Source organism: Haloprofundus sp. MHR1 (assembly GCF_005155585.1).
In the GTDB taxonomy this organism is placed as follows: Archaea; Halobacteriota; Halobacteria; order Halobacteriales; family Haloferacaceae; genus Haloprofundus; species Haloprofundus halophilus.
Map to the genome: position 1 here is coordinate 2,456,707 of NZ_CP039833.1, position 24,481 is coordinate 2,481,187.

Genomic DNA, 24,481 nt, shown 5'->3' on the forward strand with positions numbered 1-24,481 from the left:
TCGTCGTCCGCTACATCCCCATGTCGCCGGCGTCGTCGGGCACCGGGAGGTCGTGCGGCGAGACGCCGAGCAGTTCGGCGGCGTGGTCAAGCGCCATGTCGAAGCCGTAGTAGCGCTCCAGTTCGTCGCCGTCGGCGGTCGGCCGAACTTTCAGCATCGCGTAGCCGTCGACGTTCTGGGCGATGGCGGCGGTCCGTCCATCGCGCGCGAACTGTACGATGCGCTCGCCCTCGGTCTCGTAGTAGCGCGCCTCCACGTCGCCGGCGCTGGCTTCGCTCATGGCGCGTCGTTAGGAACAGTCGAACCTATGGGTTCCGGAGCGTCCGGCGCGCGGCCGTCGTCGCCGGCGGCCGCGAGACGCGTCGCTCGGGGAACGTCGAGAACGAAGTATGAATGCGGACGGTCGGGGTTGCCCGGCGTTCCGGTACGGGGAATCCCGGTTGCCTCCTCCACCCCGCGATCCTACGAGCGACACACGTCCGACGGTGGGCTGCTCGCTTCCGCGCCTGACCCAGTACCGCCGATGAATCGTGACGGTTCGCCCCTGCGGACGAGCGACGCGAAGCCGCTGTCCCCGCAGGACGAGGTTTCTACGTTGGCTTTCGGGGCCCGTACCGGTCTGACCGGACGCGCCCGACGTTCGGTCCCCGCTAAAGACTCTATGGCGGGTTGACGAGCAGGGCCTAACTGCCCGACCTAGTCCACTCTGAACTACTCCGGTCCGACTTAAGGGCCTTTCGACTCTCGTCGCACAGAATACGAAGACGGCGCGCGGTTCGACGGTCGGATTCAGACTACTTCGCGGGCGTACGCACCGGCGACGACGGCGACGACGGCCGAGAGCGCGACGACGACCCAGCGGTGGTTCTGTATCCACGCGGCCTCCGGCGGGAAACTGAACAGCAGCGTCTGGTCGATAGCTGTCGCCCACAGAAGCGACAACACCAGCATCGCGAGTCCGAGAACGACGGCGACGCCCGCGACGAGGTCCGGTTCGGCGTTGCCGCGCGGCCCCGAGAGGAAGACGACGGCGGCGATGGCCGCGAGGAAGCCGACGCTGTTCGCGCCGACGGAACCGGCGGCGTAGTACGCCGACAGCGGCGCCTCCGGGTTAGTGACGACGAGGTACGGGACCGCGACGGCGACGAGAAGCACGAGACTGGCGACGGTGCCGGCGGTGGCGACGGCGTCTGCTGTGCGCATACCGACCGTTCGGTTCGCGGGGAGGTTAAACCGTTTGAGACGCGTTCGACGTTCCAGAAGGGAAACCGGTAAGCGGGTGGCACGCACGCGTCCGGTATGGAACGCGTAGCGATCATCGGTGCGTCGATGACCCGATTCGGGCAGCGCGACGCCTGGATTCGCGAGTTGCTCGCGGAGGCCGGGCGGGCCTGTCTCGACGACGCGGGCGTCGCACCGGACGCGATAGACCACCTCTACGTCTCGAACATGGCGAGCGGCGAGTTCGAAGGCCAGACGGGCGTCCCGAACGCCCTCGCGCACGATCTCGCGGCGATGCCCGCCTACACCGCGCGCATCGACCAGACCTCGTCGTCGGGCGGCGCGGGCACCTACGCCGCCTGGCAGTCGGTCGCCTCCGGCGCGAGCGAGATGACGCTGCTCGTCGGCGGCGAGAAGATGACCCACCGAACGACGGCCGAATCCACCGACGTCATCGCCTCGCTCACTCATCCCGTCGAGTACAAACACGGCGTCACGCTCCCGAGTTTCGCAGGGCTGACCGCTCGACTCTACCTCCACGAGTACGACGCCCCCCGCGAGAGCCTCGGCAAGGTCGCGGTGAAGAACCACAAGAACGGCGTCGACAACCCTCACGCGCAGTTCAGAAAGGAGGTCGACCTCGACACCGTGTTGGAGTCGCCGGTCGTCGCCGACCCGCTTCGCCTCTACGACTTCTGTCCCATCACCGACGGGAGCGCGGCGCTGCTGTTCTGCCCCGAGTCGGTCGCCCGCGAGTACACCGACGAGTACGCCGTCGTCTCGGGCATCGGCGGCGCGACCGACACCCACGTCGTCCACGAGCGCGCCGACCCGACGACGATGGGCGGCGTCGTCAACTCCAGCGAGATCGCCTACGAGATGGCCGACCTCGGTCCCGACGATATCGATGTGGCGGAACTCCACGATATGTTCACTATCCTCGAGTTCCTGCAGTCGGAGGACCTCGGCTTCTTCGAGAAGGGCGAGGGTTGGAAAGCCGTCGAGGAAGGGGTCACCGACCGCGACGGCGAGCTCCCCATCAACACCTCCGGCGGGCTGAAGTCGAAGGGACACCCCCTCGGCGCGTCGGGCGTCGCGCAGGTGTACGAGATTTACAGACAGCTCACCCGCGACGCGGGCGACCGACAGGTCGACGCCGACACCGGCCTGGCGTGCAACGTCGGCGGGTTCGGCAACTGCGTCACCACGACGATTCTGGAGGCGGAACGATGACAGAGACTCGCGAGACGGAGAACCCACCCATGGAAGCAGCGCGCTACGCCGACGGCAGCATCACCTACCCGCCGCACCCGCTCGGCCCCGACGGAAAGGAACCGGTCGACACCGTCGACCTGAGCGAGTACAGCGCCACCGTCGTCACGTGGACGACGAGCACGGCGACGCCGCCGGGCGTCCGCGCGCCGAACTCGCTGGCCATCGTCGAGTTCGACGTCGACGGCGAACCGGTGCGCGCCATCGGTCAACTCGACGTCGACGGCGAGAGCCACGGAGTCGAAATCGGCGACGAGGTCGAACCCGTCTACGCCGAGGAGCTCCGCGATCCCGACGCCGGCATCCGCGAGAAGGAGAGCCAAGAGTGGGACGGCTACCGGTTCCGACCGGTTCGCTAACTCGGTACCCCCGGTACAGACCGTCGCCGTCGCGTCTGCGTCGACGGTGGACGCTCCGCACTCCTGAACGCACCCGCAGCCGACGACCGAAGCCAGCGATTCCACGTCTCGAAGTACGGACGACGATACGCCGTTTCGGCGTGCTGTTTCCCTTGCCGTTCCGTTACGGACGGCGAACGTTTTTGAACGAAGACGCGACCAGCCTCCCGCGTGACCTGACCAGTCGCGCACGACGGCCGAGGCGGGAGTACGGTGACCCGTCGTGCGCTCCGATTCGCCGTCTGTTCGCTACCCCGTTCCGAGTCGTTACTCCTCGTCGTCCTCGGGTCTGGGCTCCTCGCCGCGCTCCGCTCGCTCAACCTCGTCGCGAATCGAATCCAACTCCGACTCGATGTCGACCGTCGGTGGCTCGTCTGAGTCGTCTCCGGTCCGTTCAGCGTCGTCGGAATCGTCTCCGTCTGTTTCGTCGCCCTCCTCGTCGCTGACGGAGATTCTGACCGCACCGTCGTCGAACGCGTCGTCGCGTCCGTCTCGTCGCATCGGACCGCCTCGCTCCCGGGTCGCTCGTGGCCGACCGTCCGTCGAGCGGTCGCGCCGTTCGGAGTCGCGGTTGCGCCGTCGACTGTCGGCGAGACGCTCTTCGATATCTCTGGAGAGCTGTCGCGCCTCTTCGACGATGTCGCGGGACTCGCCGTTCTCGGGGAGATCAGCCTCCGAGAGCGCCCGCTGAAGCTCCGAGAGCGCGCGCTCCAGTCCATCGACGGCGACGCGGCCCACGTCGTCGGCGTGACGACGGGTCGTCTCGCGGGCGCTTCTGCTCTCCTCGCGTATCGCGCGCTCGGGGTCGGCGAGCCGAAGCAGTCTCCGGAACAGTTCGAGCGCCTGAATCGTCGCCTCCAGCGTCGAGATGACCGTCGGGATGGTGTACTCCTCGGTGAACCGGAGGATGTCTCTCGGCGTCGGCGGTTCGAAGGGTCGGCGGCGGGGGGCCCGCCCCTCGCGGAGTTCGGAGCGGAGTTCCGACAGCGTCTCCTCTAACTCCCCGAGAAGCTCTTCGAGGTCGTCGTCGCGGCGGCTCATGGTTCCGTGTTGGTCGCCTGAAGGGAATAAGGCTTTGTCCCGTCCGTTCGGCAGGTGTCCGCTCCGTTCCGCGACTAGGCGCGCCGGTACTGCACGGGCCAGTCGACGTCGACGCCGAGTTTCTCGGCGGCGTGCAGCGTGAAGTACGGGTCGCGGAGGTGCTCTCGACCGACGATAGCGAGGTCGGCGCGCTCGTTTCGAATCAGTTGGTCGGCCTGCTCGGCCTCGGTTATCTTCCCCACCGCGCCGACGGGCATCTCGGTCTCCTCGCGGATGGACTCGGCGAACCGGACCTGATAGCCCGCGCCCGTGTTCGTGATCTGCTGGTCGGGGTGGATACCGCCTGAACTCACGTCGACGAGGTCCGCACCCGCCTCCCGGAGCAGCGGCGCGAGGCGAACCGACTGTTCGAGGTCCCACGACTCGCGGTCCGGCAACCAGTCGGTCGCCGAGATTCGAACGAACACCGGTTTGTCGTCGGGCCAGACGGTCCGGACCGCCGAGGTGACCTCGCGGACGAGCCGCGTGCGGTTCTCGAAACTGCCCCCGTAGTCGTCCTCGCGCGTGTTGGTGACCGGCGAGAGGAACTCGTGGAGGAGGTAGCCGTGGGCGGCGTGGACCTCGGCTATCTCGAAGCCGGCGAGGTGCGCGCGCTTGGCGGCTTCGGCGAATCGGTCGACGACGACCTCGATGTCGTCGGCGTCAAGCGCGTGCGTCTTCGGATACGACTCCTCGCGCGGCCAGGGTTCGTCGGTCGGCCCGTACACTTCCCAGCCGCGCTCGTCGGGCGAGACGGGACCGCCGCCGTCCCACGGACGATGGGTGCTCGCCTTCCGCCCGGCGTGGGCTAACTGAATCGCGGGGTGACTCCCCTGCGAGCGAATGAACGACGCGATGGGCGCGAGCGCGTCCGCCTGTTCCTGCGTCCAGATACCGAGGTCGTCCGGCGAGATGCGGCCCTCGGGCGAGACGGCCGTCGCTTCGGTCATCACGATACCGGCCCCGCCGACCGCTCGACTCCCGAGGTGGACTCGATGCCAGTCGGTGGCGACGCCGTCGGGCGAGGAGTACTGACACATCGGCGAAACCATCACGCGGTTCGGAATCTCCGTCCCGCGGAGGGTCAGGGAACTGAACAGTGAATCCGTCATCGACGATGCTACGGCGGCATCGACAAAACGAGTACCGACTCGCCGCTCGGTCGGCACCCACAATATTTATTGTACACACGGTCGTCTCTTTTCGAATAATGAACGCCCCCGGGCAAAAATCCGTCACTCAGACGCTCTCGGAGTTGAAGCGCCGGGGGTGTAACATCCTCGTAGTCGGGTCCGCAGCACTCGACGCTCGGCAGGCTCTCACCCGCCGACTTCTCGGCGACGCGGTAACCGAGTCGCGCAAACGACTGTTCGTCTTCACCGACGGCGTCTACACCCACGAACGGCTCGGAAACGGGTCTCGGGACCCCGACTCGCTCCGCGTCGTCTCGCAGTCTGCGGTGGTCCGCGGTGCGGCCGCCTCCGAGGGACTCTCCGGGTCGAATCTCGGTGGCCCGGTGTCCAGAGAGTACGTCGAAGCCGACGACCTCGGGTCGCTGTCGTGGGCTATCGGCGACGCCATCGCGGCGTTCGAGGCGTCGGACGGACTCGACGCCGGCGAACTCCGCCTCTGTTTCGACTCGCTGTCGCCGCTCGTCGACGACTGCGGCGTCCAGTCGGTGCGCCGCTTCGTCAGCGTCGTCGGAGGTCGAGTCGGTTCCGTCGCCGGGATGGCGCACTACCACCTCTCGGTTCCCTGCGACGACCCGCTCGTCGACGAACTCGCGGACTCGTTCGACGCCGTCATCGAGCTTCGGCTCTGCGACGAGACGCCGGAACACCGGTGGCGCTTCCCCGACCGAGCGCTCTCGACCGAGTGGCTGGCTATCTGAGCCCGCTCGCGTCGCGGTCGACTGCCGAACGACGCCGAACGACGCCGAACGACGCCGAACGACGCCGAACGACGCCGAACGACGCCGCCCGTTCGGTCACGTTCACGAGTTGACGCAGTTTAGGGCAACCAAAACATACTTTGCTTTAGGCTCACCTAACACGACCATGGCAGTCTCCGACGCCCGCGACGACGACTCCGCCCGCCCAGCGGAACCCGAGTTCTCCGTTTCGGCGTGTCAAACCTCACAGAACCGAACCGTATTCACCGAAGACGGAAACAACGACGGCTGGATAGCGACCGACTTCACGGTCGCTCTCGAACGGTAGTTTCTTCGAACCCTCCCGGCGAAGTCACGCCGCGCTTCGTCTCTATTCGCTACGCCTCGAACACCGCGCGGATCCGTTAGATTCGCGTTTCCGCCGCTCGTGCGAGCGAGATAGCGGTCGCTGTGGAGTCGAAAAAGAAAAGAATCGTCCGGTCGGCCGACGAGCCCTCGTCTCAGTGCGTCGCTTCTTCGAGCACGAGCGTGTCGTCTTCGAGGTAGTGCTCGATGTGGTGGGCGTCCTCTTCGACTTCGACCAGAATGGTCCGGAGTATCTCCTCGGTCGCCGGGTCGCCGAGGTTGCCGGCGAGCTGGATGTGCTCGCGCATGTCCTCGATGATGTCGCCGTACATCTCGAGGTCGTTTTCCAGCGAGGTACGGACGTCGTACACGTCCTCGCCCTCGAACTCGACGGTGGCGCGTTCCTCCTGGTTCGACGGACCGGCGACGGGGACGCCCCCGAGCGCCTGCGCGCGTTCGGCGATGAGGTCCGCACCTTCTTCGACGTGTTCGTACGCCTCCTCGAGGAAGCGGTGGAGTTCGAGGAACTCCGCGCCCTCGACGTTCCAGTGGTGCTTCTTCAGTTGGTGGTAGAGAACGTACGCGTTGGCGAGGTCGGTGTTCAGCGCGTCGATTATCTGCTCGGCTTTGTCCTTCTCGATGCGGAGCGCCGTCTCCTCGACCTCGTCGGCGGGCTGACGGACGGTTTTCTGGGTACTCATAGCACTCCTTCGTACGGACGCCACCCACTTAAAAGTTGAGTCTACAAAAATCATTTTTTGGTTTTCCAAAAAATACTTTCCCTATGTGTCGTTAGTCCGTTCGTGTTGTGCGGAAGCTTCGCCCGGGTAGACAGTACTCGTAACCGGTGAGGGGAACGTCGGGTCGCGGCTCGTGTTCGTGGTCAAATCATCCGTCGGAAGCACCGACGAGTATCCACTGCTCGGTCGGTGTCCTCGGGCCGAGTTCGTCGACTAACGCCCGTTCGCCTCGACGCAGCGATTCGGCCCGGTACCTCAACTCAGTCAGAAGAAACGGTGGGTCAGTCGCGTTGATACGCCGCGATAGATGCATATAGTTGGGTGTGTACTAGTAACATGCTGGTCGTTAACACAGTACGGCAGGCCGGCACACGGCGGCCACGAACGGCGCGGGTTCGTCATGGTCTCGCGCGGGTAGGGTCGTGGCCGCAGTTTCCTCTCCGTCGCGGGGGTCCAAAGGGAAACGCTCTTTTGACGCACGTGCGGAGACTCAGCATATGACTGACGGGGACGACGAGACGCCCACCGAGGCGCCCGACGAGGAGTCGGCCACCGACGCATCCTCCGAGATTACGCCCGAGAGCCTCGACGAGCGCCTCGACACCGCCGAGGAGAAACTCGACGCGGCGGAGACGGAGGCTGACCTCGACGAGGCCGAAGAGACGCTCGACATCATCGCCGCCGACCTCGAAGCAGCCGAGCTGCCCGAGCCGGACGACGAGGACGAGGAGAGCCCGCGAGAGGAGCTCGAGTCGCGGCTCTCGGACCTGCGAGACGACCTCGAATCCCAGCGCGGACCGTACGCCGAGGAGGTCGTCGAGAACGTCGAAGAGTCGAAGACGAAAACCGAGGATACGCGGTGGACCGACCGCGGTGAGGGCGAAGTCGCCGACGCCGTCGAGTCGTTCCTCGACACGGTCGCCGAGATCTTCGAGGAGGACGACGAGAGCGACGCCGTCGTCGACGCGGCCGTCTCCACCGGCGACGAGAGCGACCTCGTCTCGGCGCTCGACGCCGTCGCGAAGACGGTCGAGTCGGCGTCGCTCGACCCCGACGAGGACGAAGAGACCATCGCGTCGCTTCTCGAAGCCACCGAGACGCTCCAGTCGGACCTCGAAGACGCCCAGGAGTGGGACGACCTGGAGACGCGCGAACAGCTCGAAGCCGAGGGGTTCTACGACGTACTCGGCCACTACAAGGACTACCCGCCGGAGTGGAGCGCACTGAAGGAGCACGAGAAGCGCGGTAACGTCGAGATGGTGCTGCTCGCGCTCGACAGTCTCCAGTCGGACTTCATGGAGGAACACTGTCTCGAAGCCATCACGCGGATGAACGACGCCCGCGCGTTCGACGCGATGCACCAGCGCGCACAGAAGCGCGACAAGCCGAGCATCAGGGCGCTCGGCAAGATGGGGTCGGGCGCGCTCGACGCCGTCGAGACGCTCGTCGACTACGTCGACACCGACAAGGACCCCGCACTGCAGAAGGTGACGTTCAAAGCGCTCGGCGAGATCGGCAGCGAGGAGGCGACGCAACCGCTGGCCGACAAACTCGTCATGGACAACGACCACGTCCGGCCGCACGCCGCGCGCGCGCTCGGCCTCATCGGCGACACCCGCGCCGTCGACCCGCTGACTGACACGCTCGAAGACGACGCGAGTCCGAACGTCCGCGCGAGCGCGGCGTGGGCGCTCCGCCAAATCGGCACCGAGAAGGCGCTGAAAGCCGTCGCCAAGCACACCGACGACGACTCGTTCATCGTCCAACACGAAGTCGACCAAGCGAAGCAGTCGCTCGACACGACGGCACCGACGGCGTAAGGAGACCTGATCTCTAATCTCAGTTTTTACGCGAGGAACGTCGAGAGGAACAGCAGCGCGAAGCCGAGTGCGATAGAGAAGCCGCCGACTCGGCCGAGCCACGTGTGTTCGCGGACCTCCTGCGGCGAGATGTCGACGGTGTAGCCGTTGAAATCGGGGTCGTACTCGACGTACGTCGGTTCCTGGAAGAACTCCATGAAGACGAGCGCGCCGCCGAGCGCACCGAGGGCGTAGCCTGCCAGTTCGAGACCGGTTACGAGATTCACCGTGACCATGACAGTCTCACCGTCTGTCGAAGTCAAAAAAACACCGAAGCGAACGTTTATCCCCGGGGACGGGACCACCCCGTGTCGTGTCCCGTCGCCTCGCGGCCGTCTGCTGTCTGCTCGCCGTCTGTGCGGGAGTGGCGTCGCCAGCACTCGCCGCGTCGACGCCCGACGCTCCGACGAACGGTTCTACGGCGACGAACGGCTCCGCGGCGTCGGGCGACCCCTCCGGCCGCATCGTCGAACTCTACCCGAACCCCGTCCACGACGGCGACGTCGGCGAGTTCGTCGTCGTCGAAACCGCGGGCGGAGAGAACTGGACGCTCTCCGACGGGGAGTCGACCGTCGCGGTTCCTTCGTCGGGCCGCGTCGCGCTCGCGTCCGACCCGGAAGCCGCGCGGAACCTGACCGACGCGCCGGTCGTCGAAAGTGCGCTCTTACTGTCGAACGGAGGCGAGCGTCTCGTCCTCAGCCGCGACGGCCGCGTCGTCGACGTGGTCGGCTACGACAGCGCGCCGAGCGGCGAGCGGTGGCTTCGCGACGCGGACCCCCACTGGCGACCGCGCGGCTTCGAGCCTCGGCCCGTCGTCGAGACTGGGGCGGCCGACGCGACGACGTTCGTCCTCCCCGACGCTCCGCGGGTGCCCCTCGAAACGCTGCGCGACGCCGACAACAGGCTCCTGCTCGCGGGCTACACGTTCACCTCCGAACGCGCAGCGGCGGCGCTTCGCCGGGCGAACGACCGCGGCGTCGACGTTCGCGTCCTCGTAGAGGGCGGGCCGGTCGGCGGCGTCTCGAAGCGCCAGGCCCGCCTGCTCGACGGCCTCGCGGCCGAAGGTATCGACGTGCGCGTCGTCGACGGCGAACGCGCCCGCTACAGCTACCACCACGCCAAGTACGCCGTCGTCGACGACTCGGCGCTCGTGCTCACCGAAAACTGGAAACCCGGCGGCACAGGCGGCCACGACAGCCGCGGGTGGGGCGTCCGCGTCGACGACGCCGAGACGGCCGACGAACTCGCAGCGGTGTTCGAGACGGACGCCGGCTGGCGCGACGCGAAACGGTGGTCCGAGTACCGCCGTAGCGCGACGTTCGTCGCCCCCGAGCCCGCGAGCGACTCGTACGCGGGCGAGTTCGACCCGAACCGCGTCGAGGTCGAGCGCGTGCGACTGCTCACGGCCCCCGGGAACGCCGAAGATGCCGTCGTCGCCGAACTCGCCGAGGCCGAGGAGTCCATCGACGTGCTCCAACCGTCGGTCGGCGGTCCTCGTCAGCCGTTCGTCCGGGCGACGACGCAGGCCGCCGAGCGCGGCGTCAGAGTCCGTCTCCTCCTCTCCGGCGCGTGGTACGTCGAGGAGGAGAACCGCGTTGTCGCCGACCGACTGAACGAGTGGGCCGACAGCAGCGACGCGCCGCTCTCGGTTCGTCTCGCCGACCCGCGGGGACGGTACGGGAAGGTGCACGCGAAAGGCGTCGTCGTCGACGGCGAGACGGCGCTCGTCGGAAGTCTCAACTGGAACAACCACTCCGCGCGGGAGAACCGAGAGGTCGTCGTCGCCCTCGACGGCGAGGAAGCGGCGGGGTACTACGCGGAGGTGTTCGCGGCGGACTGGCGGGCCAGCGGCGACGACGAGAGCCGACCGTTCCCCGTCGGCGTCGGCGTCGCAGTCGTCACCGCGGCGGCGCTGGCCGCGGTCGTGGGAGCGAGAGAAATCGAGTTCGAGTAGCGGTCTCCTCAGTCCAGCGCGGCGGTGCTCGACAGCTCGTCGTCGATGTCGGCTTCGGCCATCTTCTCGACGAGGCTGTCGATGACCTCCTCGCGCATGCCCTTGACGAACTTGATGGAGCCGACGACGAGGTGGCCGCCGCCGGAGACGCCGCCGCCTTTCACCTCGTCGTTGAGCTCGGCGACCATCTGCGGGATGTCGAGGCGGACGCCGTCGGAACGGAGCACGGCGAAGTCGGGGCCGTAGCCGATGGTGATGACGGGCTCGCCTGTCTCTCGAACCTTGCGGTCGTGGAGTTCACCCGTCGTCTTACCGGGCGCGGGGTAGGTGAAGCGGTGCGCGAAGTTGTCGAGGTCGACCGTGTAGAGGTGGACGTCGCTCTTCAGGCGCTCGTGTTCGACGTGGTCCTCGACGGCGTCGAGTTGGACGTCGACGTCGCGCTCGGCGCGTGCCGAGAGGAACTCGACGAGTTCGCGGTGGCGTTCGTCGTCGTCGCAGCCGACGTTGAGCACGTCGTTGACAAGCGCTTTGCCCTCGCTGTAGCGCAGCCAGTGGGCCGCGTAGTCGAGCGCCTCGCCGATGTCACCGAGGTCCTCGCGGTCGTAGCCCTGCTCTTCGGCGAGTTCGACGAACTCGTCCATCACCTCGGCCTTCGAGCGGTCCGCCAGTCCGGCGACGGCGGGGACGTGGCGGAGTTCATCGGTGATGTCTGGGTCGATCATCCGCGCGAGTTCGACGCACATCATCCCGGTGGTGATGCGGTAGTCCTCGTCGTACAGGTAGGGGTTGACGTGGGCGTCGAGCAGCGGTTCGACCGCCTCCGGGTCGGGGTGGTGGTGGTCGACGACGGCGATGGGCATGTCGTAGTGCGCGAGGTTCTGGTAGGCGGGAACGTCCTCCTCGGTGCTGCCGTTGTCGAGCATCAACAGGAGAGGGAGCTTCTGGCCGTGGCGGGCCTGGCCTTCGAGCGCGAAGTTGAGGTCGCGCGTCACGTCCTCCATCTCGTAGAACGGCGCTTTGCTCGGCAGGCGTTTGAACAGGTGGAGGGGAGCGTCGGGGTTCTCGTGAACCTCGGCGATGAAGTTCTCCAGCGCGAACTGCACCGGAATCGACGCGCACATGCCGTCGCCGTCGGCGTGGTGGCGGACGCGAATCGGGCGGCCCTCCAGCACGGTCCGGCGCAGCAGGCGGGCCACGTCGCGGAGGTCGTCGCGGAGCTTCTCGAACGCGGGCCACTCGACGAGCGGCTCGACGGTGTGCGGTTCCGCTCGCTCGGCCATCGCGTCGTCGAGGCGGTCGCCGACGGTCTCGGCGCGTTCGCCGTCGAGCGCGGCGAGCGAAGAGACCTCGACCTGCATCGTCCCGTCGTGGGTCTCGACGCGGCCGTCGATGCGCACGAGGTCGTCGAGTTCGACGTCGGGGTACGCGCGGACGCCGGCCTCGTCGAAGGCGGCGCAGGAGACGATTCCCGTGTCGTCGGTGACGTGGAAGATGGTCGGGCCGCCGGTCTGTTTTATCTGCGCGATTCGGCCTTCGATGGTCGCGTCGGTACCCGTCGAGAGCGAGGCGATGGACGTGATGTCGGGCTCGTGGTCGACGGTCTCCGTTCGGTAGTCGTCGACGTCGGCCTCCTCGAAGGCGATGTCGCCGTTCTCCTTTATCTCGACGAGTTCGACGACGAGGCTGTCGCCGACGTCGTACTCGGCGTCGAGGTTCGACTCGTGGACGAGTCCGGAGACGCTGTCGGAGATGTCGACGAAGACGCCGTAGTCGACGACGCCGTTGACGACGGCGTGGTAGCGTGCGCCCGCTTCCACGTCCGCGACGGTGCAATCGGGAGCGAGATCGTAGACGACGGGTCTCGAATCGGACCCTGCGCCGGAATCTCCGGCGGTGTCATCGGTCATGGGCGTGCTACGTGGGGGTCCCGCCTTAAGCTTTACATCCTGTCCCGACGGGACCGCTCTCGACCCGAACGGCGACCCTTCCGGAACCCTTAGAAGGCGACGGGTAGCACTGTCTGCTATGCGGCTCTTCCGGTCGAGCGAGATTCTCGGGATCGCCGCCGAGACGCTCGAATTCGCCCTCGAAGCCTCCGAAGAGACACACCCGAACGAGTACATGGGGTTCCTTCGGGGCGAGGACGCCCGCGACCTCGGGTTGGACCGCGACGGCACCGTCATCACCGACGTGCTGGTGATTCCGGGGACGGAGTCGAACCCGGTGAGCGCGACGGTCAAGACGAGCATGGTCCCCAACGACAGACACGCCGTCGGGTCGGTTCACTCACACCCCAACGGCGTGCTCCGCCCGAGCGACGCCGACCTCGCGACGTTCGGCAGCGGCGACGCTCACATCATCATCGGCGCACCGTACGGGCGGAACGACTGGCGCGCGTTCGACCGGGAGGGCAAGCGTCGGAAACTCGACGTGCTCAACGTCGAGCTGCCGGACGACGAGGCGTTTTTCGACTTCACACAGGAAGACATCGACCGGGAACTCTCCGAGGACTCATGATAGACGAGGCTTTCGACGCATGACGACGGTAATCGCACAGGGCACGTTCGACTTGCTCCACCCGGGGCACGTTCACTATCTCACCGAGGCCGCCTCGATGGGCGACGAACTCCACGTCATCGTCGCCCGAGGTGACAACGTCACCCACAAGGAGAAACCGGTTCTCTCGGACCGTCAGCGCCGCGACTTGGTCGCCGCGCTCGGCGTCGTCGACGAGGCGCATCTCGGCCACCGCGAGGACATCTTCGTCCCCATCGAGGAGATTCAACCGGACCTCATCGTCCTCGGCTACGACCAACACCACGACGAGGCGGCCATCGAGTCGGCGCTGACCGCCCGCGGTATCGACTGCGCCGTCGAACGCGCGTCCGCGAGAGAGCCGAAGTATCCCGACGAACTGCTCTCGACGGGCGACATCATCGAACGAATCCTCGCACGGCGCGGTTGCTGACACCGGGTTCTCTCGACTCGCTCAGACGGGGTACCGGTCGCCGTCGGCCTCTTCGAGTATCTTTTCGACGGTCTCCCAGTGGTGACGGACCTTGTCGGTCGGTCGGTACCGCGCCCCGTACCCTTCGCTGACCGGTTCGAGGATATCGTTTTCGACGAGCACGTCGAGGTGGTGGCGCACGGTCTTGTAGTCGAGGTGGAGGTCGGCGGCGAACTGGTTGGCGTTGCGGGGTTCGTCGTCGGCAGCGACGAGGAGCCGAAGTCGGTTGTCGCCGCCGCGCGTGCTCGTCAGCACGTACCAGAGGACGGACTCCATCACCGAATGAGAGTTCGCCGACCGACCTAAACACATCGCCGGAACATACAGGCTGTGCGAGTTGCTCGCACTCTCCCGCGAGCGTCTCCGCCGTCGATTCCCGTCGTCGACGCGGTGACGCACCGACCCCCGTCGTCGACGTGGTGACGCACCGACTCACGTCGTCGACGCGGTGACGCGCCAACTCACGTGGTGAACAGTTCGGTCTCGTCGGGTATCGAGAACAGCCCCATCCGGACGCCGGCGTCGAGCCAGCCGTATCCGTACGAGAACGAGGCGAGCGCGTTCACCCAGTCGTCGGCCTCGCGGAAGTGGCGGCCGTCGTCGAGGTACGACTCGGCCATCTCCCGGCAGTCGTCGGCCATCGCCGACAGCGGCGTTCCCTCGGGCGGGAGCGCCTCGGCCTCGTCGAGGGCGTCGGCCAGCATCCGCTCGTAGCGCGTCGTCTTCTCTTCGAGGTCCGCAGCCATACCGATGGATGCGCGCGTCGTCGCCTAAGCGTTCCCCTGTCGCATCGACCGGCTCGTCTCCGGACCGACTTGCGCCGCCCGCGTCGAACAGCACAAATTAAATACAAACCCGCGGCCAAGACACCCCAATGACAGACATCTCCGAAGAAGACGGATTCGTCGAACACCGGCGGCTCATCGTCGCCGGGACGGGTATCGCCGGCCTCACGGCTGCCATCTACGCGGCCCGGTCGAACAACGACCCGCTGGTGTTGGAGGGGTCCGAACCCGGCGGCCAACTGACGCTCACGACGGAAGTCGACAACTTCCCGGGCTTCCCCGAGGGTATCAGCGGCCCCGAGCTCGTCAACAACATGAAGTCGCAGGCGAAGCGCTTCGGCAGCGAAATCAAGAACGGCGTCGTCGCCGACGTCGACGACTCCCAGCGGCCGTTCCGCGTCGAACTCACCAACGGCGACGTGTACACGACCGACGCGCTCATCGCCGCCTCCGGTGCGAGCGCCCGGACGCTCGGCATCCCGGGCGAGGACGAACTGATGGGCTACGGGCTCTCGACCTGCGCGACCTGCGACGGCGCGTTCTTCCGCGACGAGAAGATCGTCGTCGTCGGCGGCGGCGACGCCGCGATGGAGGAGGCGTCCTTTCTCACGAAGTTCGCGTCGACGGTGTACCTCGTCCACCGCCGCGAGGAGTTCCGCGCGGAGGACTACTGGATCGACCGCGTGATGGAGCAGGTCGAAGACGGCGACATCGAACTCGTGCTCAACACCGAGGTGACGGAACTGCACGGGTCGCCCGAGGCGGGCGTCGACACCGTGACGATGGTTCGACACCCCGAGGGCCACCCGACCGACCGCCTCGACGACCCCGAAACCGACGAGTTCGAGTTCGAGGCGGGCGCGGTGTTCTACGCCATCGGTCACACGCCGAACACCGAGTACCTCGAAAACACGGGCGTGCAGATGGACCCCGAGGGCTACCTCAAGACGAAAGGCGGCTTCGAGGGCGGTCAGACCGAGACGGACGTCCCCGGCATCTTCGGCGCGGGCGACGTCGTCGACTTCCACTACCAGCAGGCCATCACCGCCGGCGGGATGGGCTGTAAGGCCGCCATCGACGCCGACGACTACCTCGAAGGCCTCGAACGCGGCGGGGCCGAGACGACCGAGGCGGCGGCCGCAGAGTCCGACGACTGAGTCGCGTTCGAGGTCGTTCGGACGGACAGCTCTCGCTCGATACTGTCGAGACACGGTAAGGCGAGACGAGCGGTCGCCGACGACGAGCAGACGGCGATTCACCGTCGCCCGTCGTTCGACCCTTCGGTCTGTTCTCTCACTCGACACCGGGGAACCACTCGAACGATTCGAGGGTGACGAGATACGCGTCGACGGTGTCGAGGTAGCGAATCGCGTACTCGGTTGGATAGTACCCCGACGCGGCGAACTCCTCGGGGGTGCTGATGGGCGCGCGGACATCTCTGGGTTTACCCTCCAGATACTCGGTCGTGACCATCGGCTCGACGAACGTGAGTTCACCTTCGTCGCCGCCGTCGGGGTTGTACGCGCCCCAGACAAGTGTGTGAGTGAACCGCTCTCCCTGGAACTCTCGCGCCATCGGGCTGACGAGGTGTTCGCCCATACCGGGGACGATCTCGCGCGGTGCGCCGAGTGCGTCGGCGGTTACGTAGCCCGGCGGCATCTGAGCGTCCGGAATCGTGTACTCCGCGACACCGGGTCCGATGGCTTCGACGTCGTCCTCCTCCATGAGATAGAAGTGGATGTCGAAGTGGGGGAGACCGTAAATCTCCACGGGCTGGTGGCCCATCGGCGTCCAGTCGAGACCCAAGTACGTGAAGTTCGTCCCGGGAGTCCGCGGGAAGTGCAGGTGGAGCATCTGCGGTTCCTCGGGGAGCGTTTCGAGCGTGTCAGCGGTGATAAACACCCCGAGCGCACCCGTCCGCCCATGCCGGTCAGGAAGTGCGAACGTCGCAACGCGGCCGCCGCCGAGTGTCCCCATCTCGCCGAGGCCGAACCTTCCCATAGACCGCCCGTTTCCGTTTGCTCCGGTAGCCGCGGCGGTACCGCTGGCCATCGTCGCGAGGGCCCCGGTACCTATCGCCTTGAGGACCGCCCGACGCGGCCATCCGTACTCCCGTCCCGGTAATCGTTCGCCGAACACTGGTAACGTAGCTATCCCTCTCTCGGTCGATCTGTCGGACGACATTTCTTCACCAACAATCGTGTACGTTGTACGTCGATATAGAGATTTGTTCACACTATTCATGCGCGAATGTCACGAATACAGGAACGGTCCGTCCAACCAGGAGCGGTTCACACGACGGTCTAGAGTCTCTTGGAGAAACGGCGGGAACCCGTCTCCGACCGGCGTCACCCGCATCGATACCCACAGACCCTTTAGTACGTATCGCCCACTCCCCCTATGGTCGAAACCGAGACGTACACCATCGAAGGACCCGACGGCGACACAGACGCCGTCGAACTGCCCGCCGGTCTCGTCGACGTACTCTCCGAACAGGGCGAGCAACCGACCGAGGTCGTCGGCGACATCCTGCTTCTGTCGTTCGTCCAGCGCGCGCACGCCATCGTCCACCACTCGGAGGGCGAGACGCCGCAGGACCTCGTGGAGATAAACGAGAAAGGCGAAGAACTGTTCGAGGAACGCTTCGGCATGACGCTCGCCGAGGCGACGGGCCACTCGCACTGAGCGACTCCCGCGTCGTCGACGGACCGACGCCGGCGGAACGCGAGCGGCCGTCTCGAACGGTCGCAACCGACCGTCGTTTCGGGCGAGTAGGCGCGGTAATACCAGTTTTCGACTCGACTTAACCCGGAAAACCGGCCGACTGAGTCGACGTTCACCGTCTCTCACCGTTCGCGCTCGGCGAAGTGTCTTGTGACCGAAATGTTCGCGGAAGTACGAACTATAACTAATCCTATCGCAGTCGCATCTTTGGGTGCGATGAGCTATACAACGACGAGCGGCGGACGGTACGCGGGGTGGCGAGGATGCTAGCCGAACTCGCAAACGCGACGGCGGCAGTTCCCTTGCAGTCCGGCGGGTTCTTGGAACTCGCGGTGCTGTTCATCATTCTCGCCATCGTCGCCTACGTGGTCGGTGCGCGGGGCATCGCGGGCGTCACGATGGAGATCGCCCGCATCCTGATCCTCGTGTTCATCGTCCTGGCGATCCTGTCGTTCTTACTGTAGCGACTCGTACCCATTTTTTACGTCGCCGTCCTCGGAGCGACAGCACTGCCCGAGCCGGTTCCCTCGTCCGCGAACGCGTAGCATCGGTAGTCGCTTGCCGTCTACGTAGCTGTTTTGTCGCCGGCGTGTTATCGGGTGTCATGCACCCCCGCGCACAGGCGTTCGCCGAACGCGCCGCCGAGTCACACGGCCTCGACGTGACCGTCCGCGAGTTCCCCGAAGGGACGAAAACCGCCGCCGACGCCGCCGACGCCGTCGGCTGCGAGGTCGGTCAGATCGCCAGCAGCCTCGTGTTCGCCGTCGAAGGCGACGACGGAGCCGTGTCGCTCGTCGTCGCGATTACCAGCGGCGCGAACCGAGTCAGCGAGGACGCGCTCGCCGCAGAGCTGGGCGTCGCACCAGACGCCATCTCGATGGCCGACCCGGAACTGATTCGGGAGCGAGTCGGCTGGGCTATCGGCGGCGTGCCGCCGTTCTGTCACGACTCCGACGTCCGAACGTTCATCGACCCCTCGCTTCTGGAGTACGAGACCGTCTGGGCGGCCGCCGGTACGCCCAGTGCCGTCTTCGCGCTCACGCCGGAGTCGCTCCGCGAGCACGCGAACGCCACCGTCGTCGACATCACCCGCGGTTAGAGCTAACACGAAGTTATATATTGTAGTAGGCAAAATAGAGAATTAGATATGTCTAATTCAGGGTGGTCGAGCGATGGGTAATCCCGCCGTGCTCGGCCAGGCCGGACTCTCGACGGAACTGTTCGATATCTTCCTCGCGTCGGTCCGCGACGGTTTCGTTCAAGTCAGCGCGTTCGTCGCCATAACCGTTCTAGCGTTCAGCTACATCCAGTACCGCACGAACGGACGGTTGATAGCGCGACTCGAATCGGAGGAGAAGTACCAACCGCTCGTCGGCGCGATGATGGGGTTGACTCCGGGCTGTGGCGGCGCTATCGTGATGATGCCGCTGTACGTCCGCGGAAGCGTCTCCTTCGGTACCGTCGTTGCGACGCTCATCGCGACGGCCGGGGACTCCGCGTTCATCATCCTCGTGCTCGCGCCCGAAGCGGCGCTGTACGCCTACGGACTCGCCTTCGTCTCGGCGGTCGCCTTCGGCTACGGCATCGACCGCTTCGGGATGGGCGTCGACCGCATCGACCGAGCGGTGGCCCGCGTCGGTCGCACGGTGACCGACGGCGGTGTCGCCTCCCCCGCAGTCGGCAGCCAGGTGCACCACTACGAGGACGCGCAGGGCTGCGAGGTCGACGACACCGTCAGCGACGCGCCGTTTCTCCGCCGTCTGAGCCAAGCCGCACTCGCGGTCTGGTGGGTCGCAGCGATAGGCGGACTCGTCGCCGGCGTAGTTTACCTCTTCCGCGGTGCGCCGGACGTACCGATGGTCGCCGGCGCCACCTTCGCGGGCGCGTTCACCGTCTTCGGACTTGTGGGGACGACGCTCTCCTTTTACCTGTACTTCGTCGGCCGTCGGTACATCGGACACGGTCACGTCGGCCGGGCCCGCGACACGTTCGGCAACGTCTACGAGACGCTGACGCACGCGGCCATGGAGACGTCGTTCGTCACCGTCTGGGTTCTCGCGGCCTACCTGCTGTACGAGTACGGTATCCTCGTGACTGGTGTCGACTTGCAGCTGTTCGCCGCCGCGGCGGGCGTTCTCGCACCCATCGGCGCGGCGCTCGTCGGCCTGATTCCCGGCTGTGGACCGCAGATTCTGCTCGCGACGGCGTACGCCGAGGGCGCGATTCCGTTCTCGGCGCTGACGGCCAACGCCATCAGTCAGGACGGCGACGCGCTGTTCCCGCTCCTCGCCATCGACAAGAAAGCCGCCGTCGTCGCCAGCATCTACACGACGGTTCCGGCGCTCGTCGTCGGTATTGCGCTCCACGTCGCGTTCGGACCGCAGTTCGGATTCGGGGTGCTGTGAGTGCGGCGTCCGAGAAACCCACTTCCGTCCGGGAGGCGTAACACGGGTCGATGAGCGCCCCCGACGTCGACAGTTCCGACGACTCCGAGGACACCGTGCGCGTGTGGCTCGTCGAACGAACGTACTCCGACGACGAACAGAACATCGTCATCCTCGTCTACGCGACCCCCGACGGGTCGCGGTATCTCCGTAAGGAGCGCGCGCTCACGAGTTTCGGCGACGTGCGCGACACCACCGCCGCCGTCGACGCGAGACCCGGGAGTGTTGGCCGCGTCGACGACGCCGACACCCGGGAGGCGTACGCGGCCGAAGCGACGCGGATGCGCGAGAAACACGACCCGGACGACCTCATCTGATTCTGTTCTCCGCCGCTCGCCGGTGTCACTCCCCGACGTTCAAATACGAAGACGGAACCATCCCGTACCGTGACGTGACCGTCGCCGCGAGTCGGACGAGGCGGGAGCGCGGCCGCCCGCTCGCGGGCACCACGACTCGACGCGGCCGCCTGTTCGCCACAGATTCGCCTCTGACCGAGCGTTGAGGTGTTTCCCACCCGTATGCGACTCCATGGGACATCTGTCGCCGACCTTCGAAGGAGACACCGTCGTCGTCACCGGTGCAAGTTCCGGAATCGGTCGAGCCGTCGCGCTCGCGTTCGCCGACGCCGGGGCCACCGTGCTGAACGCCGACGTGCGCGAGGAACCGAAAGACGTCGACGCGGACGTGCCGACGCACGAACTCGCCCGAGAACGCGGCGTTACCGCCGAGTTCCTCGAATGCGACGTGAGCGACCCCGCCGAACTAGAGGCCGTCGTCGAGCGCGCCCGCGAGTACGGTGGTGTCGACGTGATGGTCAACAACGCGGGAATCCACGTCAGCAAGCGGTTCCGCGACGTCCGACCCGAGGAGCTACGGCGCGTCCACGAGGTGAACACCTACGGGGCGTTTTTCGGCACGCAGCTCGCCGCCGAGGAGATGATCTCGCGCGGCGAGGGCGGCGTCGTCGTCAACACCGCCTCGACGACGATGGGCGTCGCCGAGTGGGAACACTCCCACTACGCGACGACGAAAGGCGCGATTCGGATGCTCACCCGGAGCGCGGCGCTCGAACTCGCCCGGCACGACGTGCGCGTCAACGCCGTCGCGCCCGGTCCCGTCGCCACCGAGATCACCGAGGGGTGGTCCGAGCGCGCCCGCGAGGTCGGGCCGGAGAGCGACGCGACCGACCAGCCGACGCTCCCCCTCCGCGCGGCGACGCCCGACGAGCTCCCCGGCGCGTACCTGTTCTTGGCCAGCGACGACGCTTCGTTCGTCACCGGTGAGACGGTGTGGGTCGACGGCGGCGACCACGTCTGCTGAGTGAACGCACGGTCGACCGAGCGCTCGTCTCGCTCGTCGAATCTTCACCGTCGTCTGTGAGTGACACGTCGAACCACGTGAGCGAACACACACCCGAACTTATGCGCCGAGGCCGGGTAGTAGGATGTGATGGGAGCGCTATCTGAACTGTTCGCGCCGGGACGCATCGCCGTCGTCGGCGCGACTGCGCGTGAGGGGTCCATCGGCCGCGCCATCACGCAGAACCTCGTCGACGACTACGACGGCGAGGTCGTGCCGGTGAACCCGAACTACGACGAGGTGCTCGGACTCCCGTGCGTCGACTCCGTCGGCGAGAGCGACGCCGACCTCGCGGTGGTCGTCGTGCCGCCGCAGATCGCCGTCGACGCCGTCCGAGACGCCGGAAAGAGCGGCGTGAACAACGTCGTCGTCATCACCGCCGGATTCGGCGAAACCGGTAGTGAGGGCGCAGCCCGCGAACGCGAACTTCGCGAGGCGGCCGAGCAGTACGACATCAACCTCGTCGGACCGAACAGCCTCGGAATCATGAGCACACCGAACGGGATGAACGCCACGTTCGGCCCCGACAACGCTCTCGAAGGCAACCTCTCCTTCATGAGCCAGTCGGGCGCGTTCATCACTGCCGTTTTGGACTGGGCCAACGACGAGGGCGTCGGCTTCAAAGACGTCGTCTCGCTCGGCAACAAAGCCGTGTTGGACGAGACCGACTTCGTCGCCGAGTGGGGCGACGACCCCGACACCGACGTCGTCATCGGCTACCTCGAAGGCATCGAGGAGGGCCGAGAGTTCATCGACACCGCCCGCGAGGTGACGCAGAGTACGCCGATTCTGCTCGTCAAATCGGGGAAGACCGACGCCGGCGCGCAAGCCGCGTCGTCGCACACCGGGACCATCGCCGGCTCCGACCGCGCCTACGAAGCCGGACTGGAGCAGGCGGGCGTGCTGCGCGCGTCGTCGCCGCAGGAGCTGTTCGACGCGGCGCAGATGCTCGCCAACCAGCCGCTGCCGGAGTCGAAGAACATCGCCGTCATCACGAACGCCGGCGGCCCCGGCGTGATGGCGACCGACGCCGTCGGCGAGTCGGGGCTGAAGATGGCGACGTTCTCCGACGAGACGCTCGACGCCTTCGGCGAGAAGTTGCCCGAGGAGGGGAACATCTACAACCCGGTCGACGTGGTCGGCGACGCCGACATCGACCGCTTCCGCGACGCCCTCGACGTCGCGCTCGCCGACGAGAACGTCGGTTGCGCGCTCGTGCTCTCGGCACCCACCGCGGTGCTCGACTACGGCGAACTCGCCGAAGCGACGGTCGAACTCCGCGAGAAACACGGCAAACCGGTCGCCGCCTGCTTCATGGGCGGCGAGCGCGTCGACGCCGCCGAGAGCGTCCTGCGGGAAGCGGGCATCCCGAACTACTTCGACCCCGCCCGCGCCGTCGAGAGCCTCGACGCCCTCGGCGAGTACAGCGACATCCGCAAGCGCGAGTACGACGACCCCGTCGAGTTCGACGTCGACCGCGAGCACGTCCGGTCGATACTCGAAGCGGCGGCCGACCGCGGCGACACCCGCATCGGCGTCGAAGCGATGGATCTCTTGGACGCCTACGGCATCCCGATTCCGGCGGGCGACATCGTCGACAGCCCCGAGGACGCCGTCACGGCCGCTCAGGAGATCGACGGCGACGTCGTGATGAAGATCGTCAGCCCGGATATCCTCCACAAGTCCGACATCGGGGGTGTCAAGGTGGGCGTCGAAGACGGAGAGGTGTTCGACGCCTACGAGGACCTCGTCACGCGGGCGCGGAACTATCAGCCGGACGCGACGATTCTCGGCGTCCAGGTCCAGGAGATGGTGAACCTCGACGACGGCGTCGAGACCATCGTCGGCATGAACCGCGACCCGCAGTTCGGTCCGCTGTTGATGTTCGGTCTCGGCGGCATCTTCGTCGAGATTCTGGAGGACACGACGTTCCGCGTCGCGCCCGTCTCCGAGAGCGAAGCCCGCGAGATGACCGACGAGATTCAGACCGCGCCGCTGCTGCGCGGCGCGCGCGGCCGCGACCCCGTGGACCGCGACGCCATCGTCGAGACCATCCAGCGGCTCTCGCAGCTCGTCTCGGACTTCCCGGCCATCCTCGAACTCGACATCAACCCGCTCGTCGCACTGCCCGAAGAGGGCGACGAGACGGGCGTACAGGCGGTCGACGTGCGACTGACCATCGACCCGGACCAACTATAAGCGACCACGAAACCCTCACACACTCATGACCGAAACCCTACTGGTGACCTCGACGCAGGACAGTACCGGAAAGACGGCGGTGACGCTCGCGCTCGGCTTGCTCGCGCAGGACCGCGGCCTCTCTGTCGGCTACATGAAGCCGAAGGGGACGCGACTGCAGAGCAACGTCGGCAAGACGCTCGACGAGGACCCGATGCTCGCGCGGGAACTGCTCGGCACCGACGCCGAGATGCACGAGATGGAACCCATCGTCTACTCGCCGACGTTCATCCAGGGCGCGGTTCGCGGCCGGGAGAGCGGCGAGGACCTCGCCGAGATCGTCCGCGAGTACTACGACGTGCTCTCGGCAGACACCGATCTGATGCTCGTCGAAGGCGGCGGCAAACACACCACCGGCGGCATCGTCGACCTCACCGACCCCGAAATCGCCGACCTGCTCGACGCGAAGGTGCTTCTCGTCGCCGACTACGCGACGCCCGCGGACCTCGACGACGTGCTCGCCGCCGTCGACGACGTGCGCGACGAAGGCGACGACCGACTCGCCGGCGTGCTGTTCAACCGCGTCGGCGACGCCGCCTACGACGAACTGGAGACGGAAGTCGTCTCCTTCCTCGAAAGCCGCGACGTGCCCGTCCTGGGCGTCGTCCCGCGCGAGCGCGAACTCGCCGGTATCTCCGTCGCCGACCTCGCCGACGAACTCGGCGCGGAACTCGTCACCGACGCGCCGACCGACGCCTACGTCGAACGCTTCCTCGTCGGCGCGATGGGCGCAGACGAGGCGCTCCGTTACTTCCGCCGGACGAAGGACGCCGCCGTCATCACCGGCGGCGACCGCGCGGACGTCCAGACCGCCGCGCTCCAGGCACCCGGCGTGAAGTGTCTCGTCCTCACCGGCGGCCACCGACCCTCGGGAGCGGTCGTCGGCCGCGCCGAGTCCGAGGGCGTCCCGGTGCTCGTGCTCAACGCGGACACGCTGTCGGCCATCGACCGCACCGAGGAGATAATCCGCGGCGGTCGCACGCGCGACGAGCGGACCGTCGAACTGATGCGCGAACTGTTGTTCGAGCACGCCGACGTCGACGCGCTCGTCCCGGCGGCGGCCGACGACGAGACCGACGCCGAGTAGTCGTCGCCGACCCCTCCGGATTCGGTCGGTACGACACCTTTTTCCACCGTTACGACGCCCGGCGTGTCGCCTCGTCT

General features: G+C 66.7%; 27 protein-coding genes and 1 other RNA gene. 17 read left to right on the plus strand and 11 right to left on the minus strand.

Annotated features, from left to right (window positions below; all coding sequences use genetic code 11):
• Window positions 1-10 precede the first annotated feature (10 nt).
• The 3 genes from FCF25_RS12420 to FCF25_RS12430 form a co-directional block, all read right to left on the minus strand.
• The gene (locus FCF25_RS12420; protein WP_117591703.1) at window positions 11-280 is read right to left on the minus strand and encodes a hypothetical protein; all 270 of its coding nucleotides are present in this window, start codon (window positions 278-280) and stop codon (window positions 11-13) included.
• Window positions 281-393: 113 nt separating this feature from the next.
• Window positions 394-707: signal recognition particle sRNA (gene ffs, locus FCF25_RS12425), an RNA gene on the minus strand.
• Between the two features lie 82 nt (window positions 708-789).
• On the minus strand, window positions 790-1,203 hold the full coding sequence (locus FCF25_RS12430; protein ID WP_137048917.1) for a hypothetical protein: 414 nt from the start codon (window positions 1,201-1,203) through the stop codon (window positions 790-792).
• A 96-nt stretch (window positions 1,204-1,299) separates the two neighbouring features.
• On the opposite strand from FCF25_RS12430, the gene FCF25_RS12435 reads away from it, so the two are divergent.
• A complete protein-coding gene (locus FCF25_RS12435) occupies window positions 1,300-2,454 on the plus strand; it encodes a thiolase family protein (RefSeq protein WP_137048918.1) in 1,155 nt (384 codons plus the stop codon).
• Entirely contained in the window at window positions 2,451-2,852 is a 402-nt protein-coding gene (locus FCF25_RS12440) for an OB-fold domain-containing protein (protein ID WP_117591696.1), read from the plus strand. The genes FCF25_RS12435 and FCF25_RS12440 overlap by 4 nt, the downstream gene beginning before the upstream one ends.
• Before the next feature lie 306 nt (window positions 2,853-3,158).
• On the opposite strand, the gene FCF25_RS12445 is transcribed toward FCF25_RS12440, so the two are convergent.
• Both FCF25_RS12445 and FCF25_RS12450 read right to left on the minus strand, forming a co-directional pair.
• On the minus strand, window positions 3,159-3,932 hold the full coding sequence (locus FCF25_RS12445) for a hypothetical protein (protein WP_137048919.1): 774 nt from the start codon (window positions 3,930-3,932) through the stop codon (window positions 3,159-3,161).
• Window positions 3,933-4,006: 74 nt separating this feature from the next.
• The gene (locus FCF25_RS12450; protein WP_117591692.1) at window positions 4,007-5,083 is read right to left on the minus strand and encodes an NADH:flavin oxidoreductase/NADH oxidase; all 1,077 of its coding nucleotides are present in this window, start codon (window positions 5,081-5,083) and stop codon (window positions 4,007-4,009) included.
• A gap of 98 nt (window positions 5,084-5,181) precedes the next feature.
• Here FCF25_RS12450 and FCF25_RS12455 point away from each other — a divergent pair, with 98 nt between their 5' ends.
• Both FCF25_RS12455 and FCF25_RS15695 read left to right on the plus strand, forming a co-directional pair.
• On the plus strand, window positions 5,182-5,862 hold the full coding sequence (locus tag FCF25_RS12455; protein ID WP_117591691.1) for a hypothetical protein: 681 nt from the start codon (window positions 5,182-5,184) through the stop codon (window positions 5,860-5,862).
• Window positions 5,863-6,028: 166 nt separating this feature from the next.
• Entirely contained in the window at window positions 6,029-6,190 is a 162-nt protein-coding gene (locus FCF25_RS15695) for a hypothetical protein (protein WP_168191254.1), read from the plus strand.
• 172 nt (window positions 6,191-6,362) lie between these two features.
• Here the strand turns inward: FCF25_RS15695 and dpsA are convergent, their stop codons facing one another.
• Window positions 6,363-6,908, minus strand: coding sequence for a DNA starvation/stationary phase protection protein DpsA (gene dpsA / locus FCF25_RS12460; RefSeq protein ID WP_117591689.1), 546 nt, complete (start codon window positions 6,906-6,908; stop codon window positions 6,363-6,365).
• A 536-nt stretch (window positions 6,909-7,444) separates the two neighbouring features.
• On the opposite strand from dpsA, the gene FCF25_RS12465 reads away from it, so the two are divergent.
• Window positions 7,445-8,767 (plus strand): HEAT repeat domain-containing protein, encoded by a 1,323-nt coding sequence (locus tag FCF25_RS12465; protein WP_137048920.1) that lies wholly within the window; start codon window positions 7,445-7,447, stop codon window positions 8,765-8,767.
• Window positions 8,768-8,793: 26 nt separating this feature from the next.
• Here FCF25_RS12465 and FCF25_RS12470 read toward each other — a convergent pair whose 3' ends face one another.
• Window positions 8,794-9,042, minus strand: a complete 249-nt coding sequence (locus FCF25_RS12470; RefSeq protein WP_117591684.1) for a hypothetical protein — start codon at window positions 9,040-9,042, stop codon at window positions 8,794-8,796.
• 77 nt (window positions 9,043-9,119) lie between these two features.
• Here FCF25_RS12470 and FCF25_RS12475 point away from each other — a divergent pair, with 77 nt between their 5' ends.
• Complete coding sequence (locus tag FCF25_RS12475) at window positions 9,120-10,760, plus strand: phospholipase D-like domain-containing protein (RefSeq protein ID WP_137048921.1); 1,641 nt, start codon at window positions 9,120-9,122, stop codon at window positions 10,758-10,760.
• Window positions 10,761-10,768: 8 nt separating this feature from the next.
• Here FCF25_RS12475 and FCF25_RS12480 read toward each other — a convergent pair whose 3' ends face one another.
• Window positions 10,769-12,667 carry a DHH family phosphoesterase gene (locus FCF25_RS12480; protein WP_137048922.1) on the minus strand — a complete coding sequence of 633 codons (1,899 nt, stop codon included), beginning with the start codon at window positions 12,665-12,667 and terminating at the stop codon, window positions 10,769-10,771.
• Between the two features lie 118 nt (window positions 12,668-12,785).
• Here FCF25_RS12480 and FCF25_RS12485 point away from each other — a divergent pair, with 118 nt between their 5' ends.
• On the plus strand, window positions 12,786-13,277 hold the full coding sequence (locus FCF25_RS12485) for a Mov34/MPN/PAD-1 family protein (RefSeq protein ID WP_137048923.1): 492 nt from the start codon (window positions 12,786-12,788) through the stop codon (window positions 13,275-13,277).
• A 19-nt stretch (window positions 13,278-13,296) separates the two neighbouring features.
• The gene (locus FCF25_RS12490) at window positions 13,297-13,728 is read left to right on the plus strand and encodes an adenylyltransferase/cytidyltransferase family protein (protein ID WP_117591676.1); all 432 of its coding nucleotides are present in this window, start codon (window positions 13,297-13,299) and stop codon (window positions 13,726-13,728) included.
• Window positions 13,729-13,749: 21 nt separating this feature from the next.
• Here FCF25_RS12490 and FCF25_RS12495 read toward each other — a convergent pair whose 3' ends face one another.
• Entirely contained in the window at window positions 13,750-14,043 is a 294-nt protein-coding gene (locus FCF25_RS12495; protein ID WP_117591673.1) for a winged helix-turn-helix domain-containing protein, read from the minus strand.
• 185 nt (window positions 14,044-14,228) lie between these two features.
• Window positions 14,229-14,513: a DUF357 domain-containing protein gene (locus FCF25_RS12500; RefSeq protein WP_137048924.1), complete on the minus strand. Its 285-nt coding sequence runs from the start codon at window positions 14,511-14,513 to the stop codon at window positions 14,229-14,231.
• Window positions 14,514-14,641: 128 nt separating this feature from the next.
• On the opposite strand from FCF25_RS12500, the gene FCF25_RS12505 reads away from it, so the two are divergent.
• Complete coding sequence (locus tag FCF25_RS12505; RefSeq protein WP_137048925.1) at window positions 14,642-15,709, plus strand: NAD(P)/FAD-dependent oxidoreductase; 1,068 nt, start codon at window positions 14,642-14,644, stop codon at window positions 15,707-15,709.
• Window positions 15,710-15,845: 136 nt separating this feature from the next.
• Here the strand turns inward: FCF25_RS12505 and FCF25_RS12510 are convergent, their stop codons facing one another.
• The gene (locus FCF25_RS12510; protein ID WP_137048926.1) at window positions 15,846-16,553 is read right to left on the minus strand and encodes a hypothetical protein; all 708 of its coding nucleotides are present in this window, start codon (window positions 16,551-16,553) and stop codon (window positions 15,846-15,848) included.
• 399 nt (window positions 16,554-16,952) lie between these two features.
• On the opposite strand from FCF25_RS12510, the gene FCF25_RS12515 reads away from it, so the two are divergent.
• From FCF25_RS12515 to FCF25_RS12550, 8 genes are all read left to right on the plus strand, one after another.
• Entirely contained in the window at window positions 16,953-17,237 is a 285-nt protein-coding gene (locus FCF25_RS12515; protein WP_117591665.1) for a hypothetical protein, read from the plus strand.
• 302 nt (window positions 17,238-17,539) lie between these two features.
• On the plus strand, window positions 17,540-17,740 hold the full coding sequence (locus tag FCF25_RS12520) for a DUF1328 domain-containing protein (protein WP_117591663.1): 201 nt from the start codon (window positions 17,540-17,542) through the stop codon (window positions 17,738-17,740).
• A gap of 140 nt (window positions 17,741-17,880) precedes the next feature.
• Window positions 17,881-18,375: a YbaK/EbsC family protein gene (locus FCF25_RS12525; RefSeq protein ID WP_137048927.1), complete on the plus strand. Its 495-nt coding sequence runs from the start codon at window positions 17,881-17,883 to the stop codon at window positions 18,373-18,375.
• Window positions 18,376-18,448: 73 nt separating this feature from the next.
• Window positions 18,449-19,681 (plus strand): putative manganese transporter, encoded by a 1,233-nt coding sequence (locus tag FCF25_RS12530; protein WP_117591658.1) that lies wholly within the window; start codon window positions 18,449-18,451, stop codon window positions 19,679-19,681.
• 50 nt (window positions 19,682-19,731) lie between these two features.
• Window positions 19,732-20,037, plus strand: coding sequence for a hypothetical protein (locus FCF25_RS12535; protein ID WP_137048928.1), 306 nt, complete (start codon window positions 19,732-19,734; stop codon window positions 20,035-20,037).
• A gap of 211 nt (window positions 20,038-20,248) precedes the next feature.
• The gene (locus tag FCF25_RS12540) at window positions 20,249-21,040 is read left to right on the plus strand and encodes an SDR family NAD(P)-dependent oxidoreductase (RefSeq protein WP_137048929.1); all 792 of its coding nucleotides are present in this window, start codon (window positions 20,249-20,251) and stop codon (window positions 21,038-21,040) included.
• Window positions 21,041-21,169: 129 nt separating this feature from the next.
• Entirely contained in the window at window positions 21,170-23,278 is a 2,109-nt protein-coding gene (locus FCF25_RS12545) for an acetate--CoA ligase family protein (protein WP_137048930.1), read from the plus strand.
• A gap of 25 nt (window positions 23,279-23,303) precedes the next feature.
• Entirely contained in the window at window positions 23,304-24,404 is a 1,101-nt protein-coding gene (locus FCF25_RS12550) for a phosphotransacetylase family protein (RefSeq protein ID WP_117591650.1), read from the plus strand.
• Window positions 24,405-24,481: the final 77 nt, after the last annotated feature.

Excerpts from the sequence above, each read along its gene's own strand:
- FCF25_RS12455 (WP_117591691.1), top strand. The coding sequence starts at position 5,182 with ATGAACGCCCCCGGGCAAAAATCCGTCACTCAGACGCTCTCGGAGTTG.
- FCF25_RS12530 (WP_117591658.1), top strand. The coding sequence starts at position 18,449 with ATGGGTAATCCCGCCGTGCTCGGCCAGGCCGGACTCTCGACGGAACTG.
- FCF25_RS12535 (WP_137048928.1), top strand. The coding sequence starts at position 19,732 with ATGAGCGCCCCCGACGTCGACAGTTCCGACGACTCCGAGGACACCGTG.
- FCF25_RS12450 (WP_117591692.1), bottom strand. The coding sequence starts at position 5,083 with ATGACGGATTCACTGTTCAGTTCCCTGACCCTCCGCGGGACGGAGATT.
- FCF25_RS12465 (WP_137048920.1), top strand. The coding sequence starts at position 7,445 with ATGACTGACGGGGACGACGAGACGCCCACCGAGGCGCCCGACGAGGAG.
- FCF25_RS12500 (WP_137048924.1), bottom strand. The coding sequence starts at position 14,513 with ATGGCTGCGGACCTCGAAGAGAAGACGACGCGCTACGAGCGGATGCTG.
- FCF25_RS12545 (WP_137048930.1), top strand. The coding sequence starts at position 21,170 with ATGGGAGCGCTATCTGAACTGTTCGCGCCGGGACGCATCGCCGTCGTC.
- FCF25_RS12520 (WP_117591663.1), top strand. The coding sequence starts at position 17,540 with ATGCTAGCCGAACTCGCAAACGCGACGGCGGCAGTTCCCTTGCAGTCC.
- FCF25_RS12420 (WP_117591703.1), bottom strand. The coding sequence starts at position 280 with ATGAGCGAAGCCAGCGCCGGCGACGTGGAGGCGCGCTACTACGAGACC.
- FCF25_RS12515 (WP_117591665.1), top strand. The coding sequence starts at position 16,953 with ATGGTCGAAACCGAGACGTACACCATCGAAGGACCCGACGGCGACACA.
- FCF25_RS12480 (WP_137048922.1), bottom strand. The coding sequence starts at position 12,667 with ATGACCGATGACACCGCCGGAGATTCCGGCGCAGGGTCCGATTCGAGA.
- FCF25_RS12440 (WP_117591696.1), top strand. The coding sequence starts at position 2,451 with ATGACAGAGACTCGCGAGACGGAGAACCCACCCATGGAAGCAGCGCGC.
- dpsA (WP_117591689.1), bottom strand. The coding sequence starts at position 6,908 with ATGAGTACCCAGAAAACCGTCCGTCAGCCCGCCGACGAGGTCGAGGAG.
- FCF25_RS12505 (WP_137048925.1), top strand. The coding sequence starts at position 14,642 with ATGACAGACATCTCCGAAGAAGACGGATTCGTCGAACACCGGCGGCTC.
- FCF25_RS12470 (WP_117591684.1), bottom strand. The coding sequence starts at position 9,042 with ATGGTCACGGTGAATCTCGTAACCGGTCTCGAACTGGCAGGCTACGCC.
- FCF25_RS12540 (WP_137048929.1), top strand. The coding sequence starts at position 20,249 with ATGGGACATCTGTCGCCGACCTTCGAAGGAGACACCGTCGTCGTCACC.
- FCF25_RS15695 (WP_168191254.1), top strand. The coding sequence starts at position 6,029 with ATGGCAGTCTCCGACGCCCGCGACGACGACTCCGCCCGCCCAGCGGAA.
- FCF25_RS12485 (WP_137048923.1), top strand. The coding sequence starts at position 12,786 with ATGCGGCTCTTCCGGTCGAGCGAGATTCTCGGGATCGCCGCCGAGACG.
- FCF25_RS12435 (WP_137048918.1), top strand. The coding sequence starts at position 1,300 with ATGGAACGCGTAGCGATCATCGGTGCGTCGATGACCCGATTCGGGCAG.
- FCF25_RS12445 (WP_137048919.1), bottom strand. The coding sequence starts at position 3,932 with ATGAGCCGCCGCGACGACGACCTCGAAGAGCTTCTCGGGGAGTTAGAG.
- FCF25_RS12495 (WP_117591673.1), bottom strand. The coding sequence starts at position 14,043 with ATGGAGTCCGTCCTCTGGTACGTGCTGACGAGCACGCGCGGCGGCGAC.
- FCF25_RS12550 (WP_117591650.1), top strand. The coding sequence starts at position 23,304 with ATGACCGAAACCCTACTGGTGACCTCGACGCAGGACAGTACCGGAAAG.
- FCF25_RS12510 (WP_137048926.1), bottom strand. The coding sequence starts at position 16,553 with ATGGGAAGGTTCGGCCTCGGCGAGATGGGGACACTCGGCGGCGGCCGC.
- FCF25_RS12490 (WP_117591676.1), top strand. The coding sequence starts at position 13,297 with ATGACGACGGTAATCGCACAGGGCACGTTCGACTTGCTCCACCCGGGG.
- FCF25_RS12525 (WP_137048927.1), top strand. The coding sequence starts at position 17,881 with ATGCACCCCCGCGCACAGGCGTTCGCCGAACGCGCCGCCGAGTCACAC.
- FCF25_RS12430 (WP_137048917.1), bottom strand. The coding sequence starts at position 1,203 with ATGCGCACAGCAGACGCCGTCGCCACCGCCGGCACCGTCGCCAGTCTC.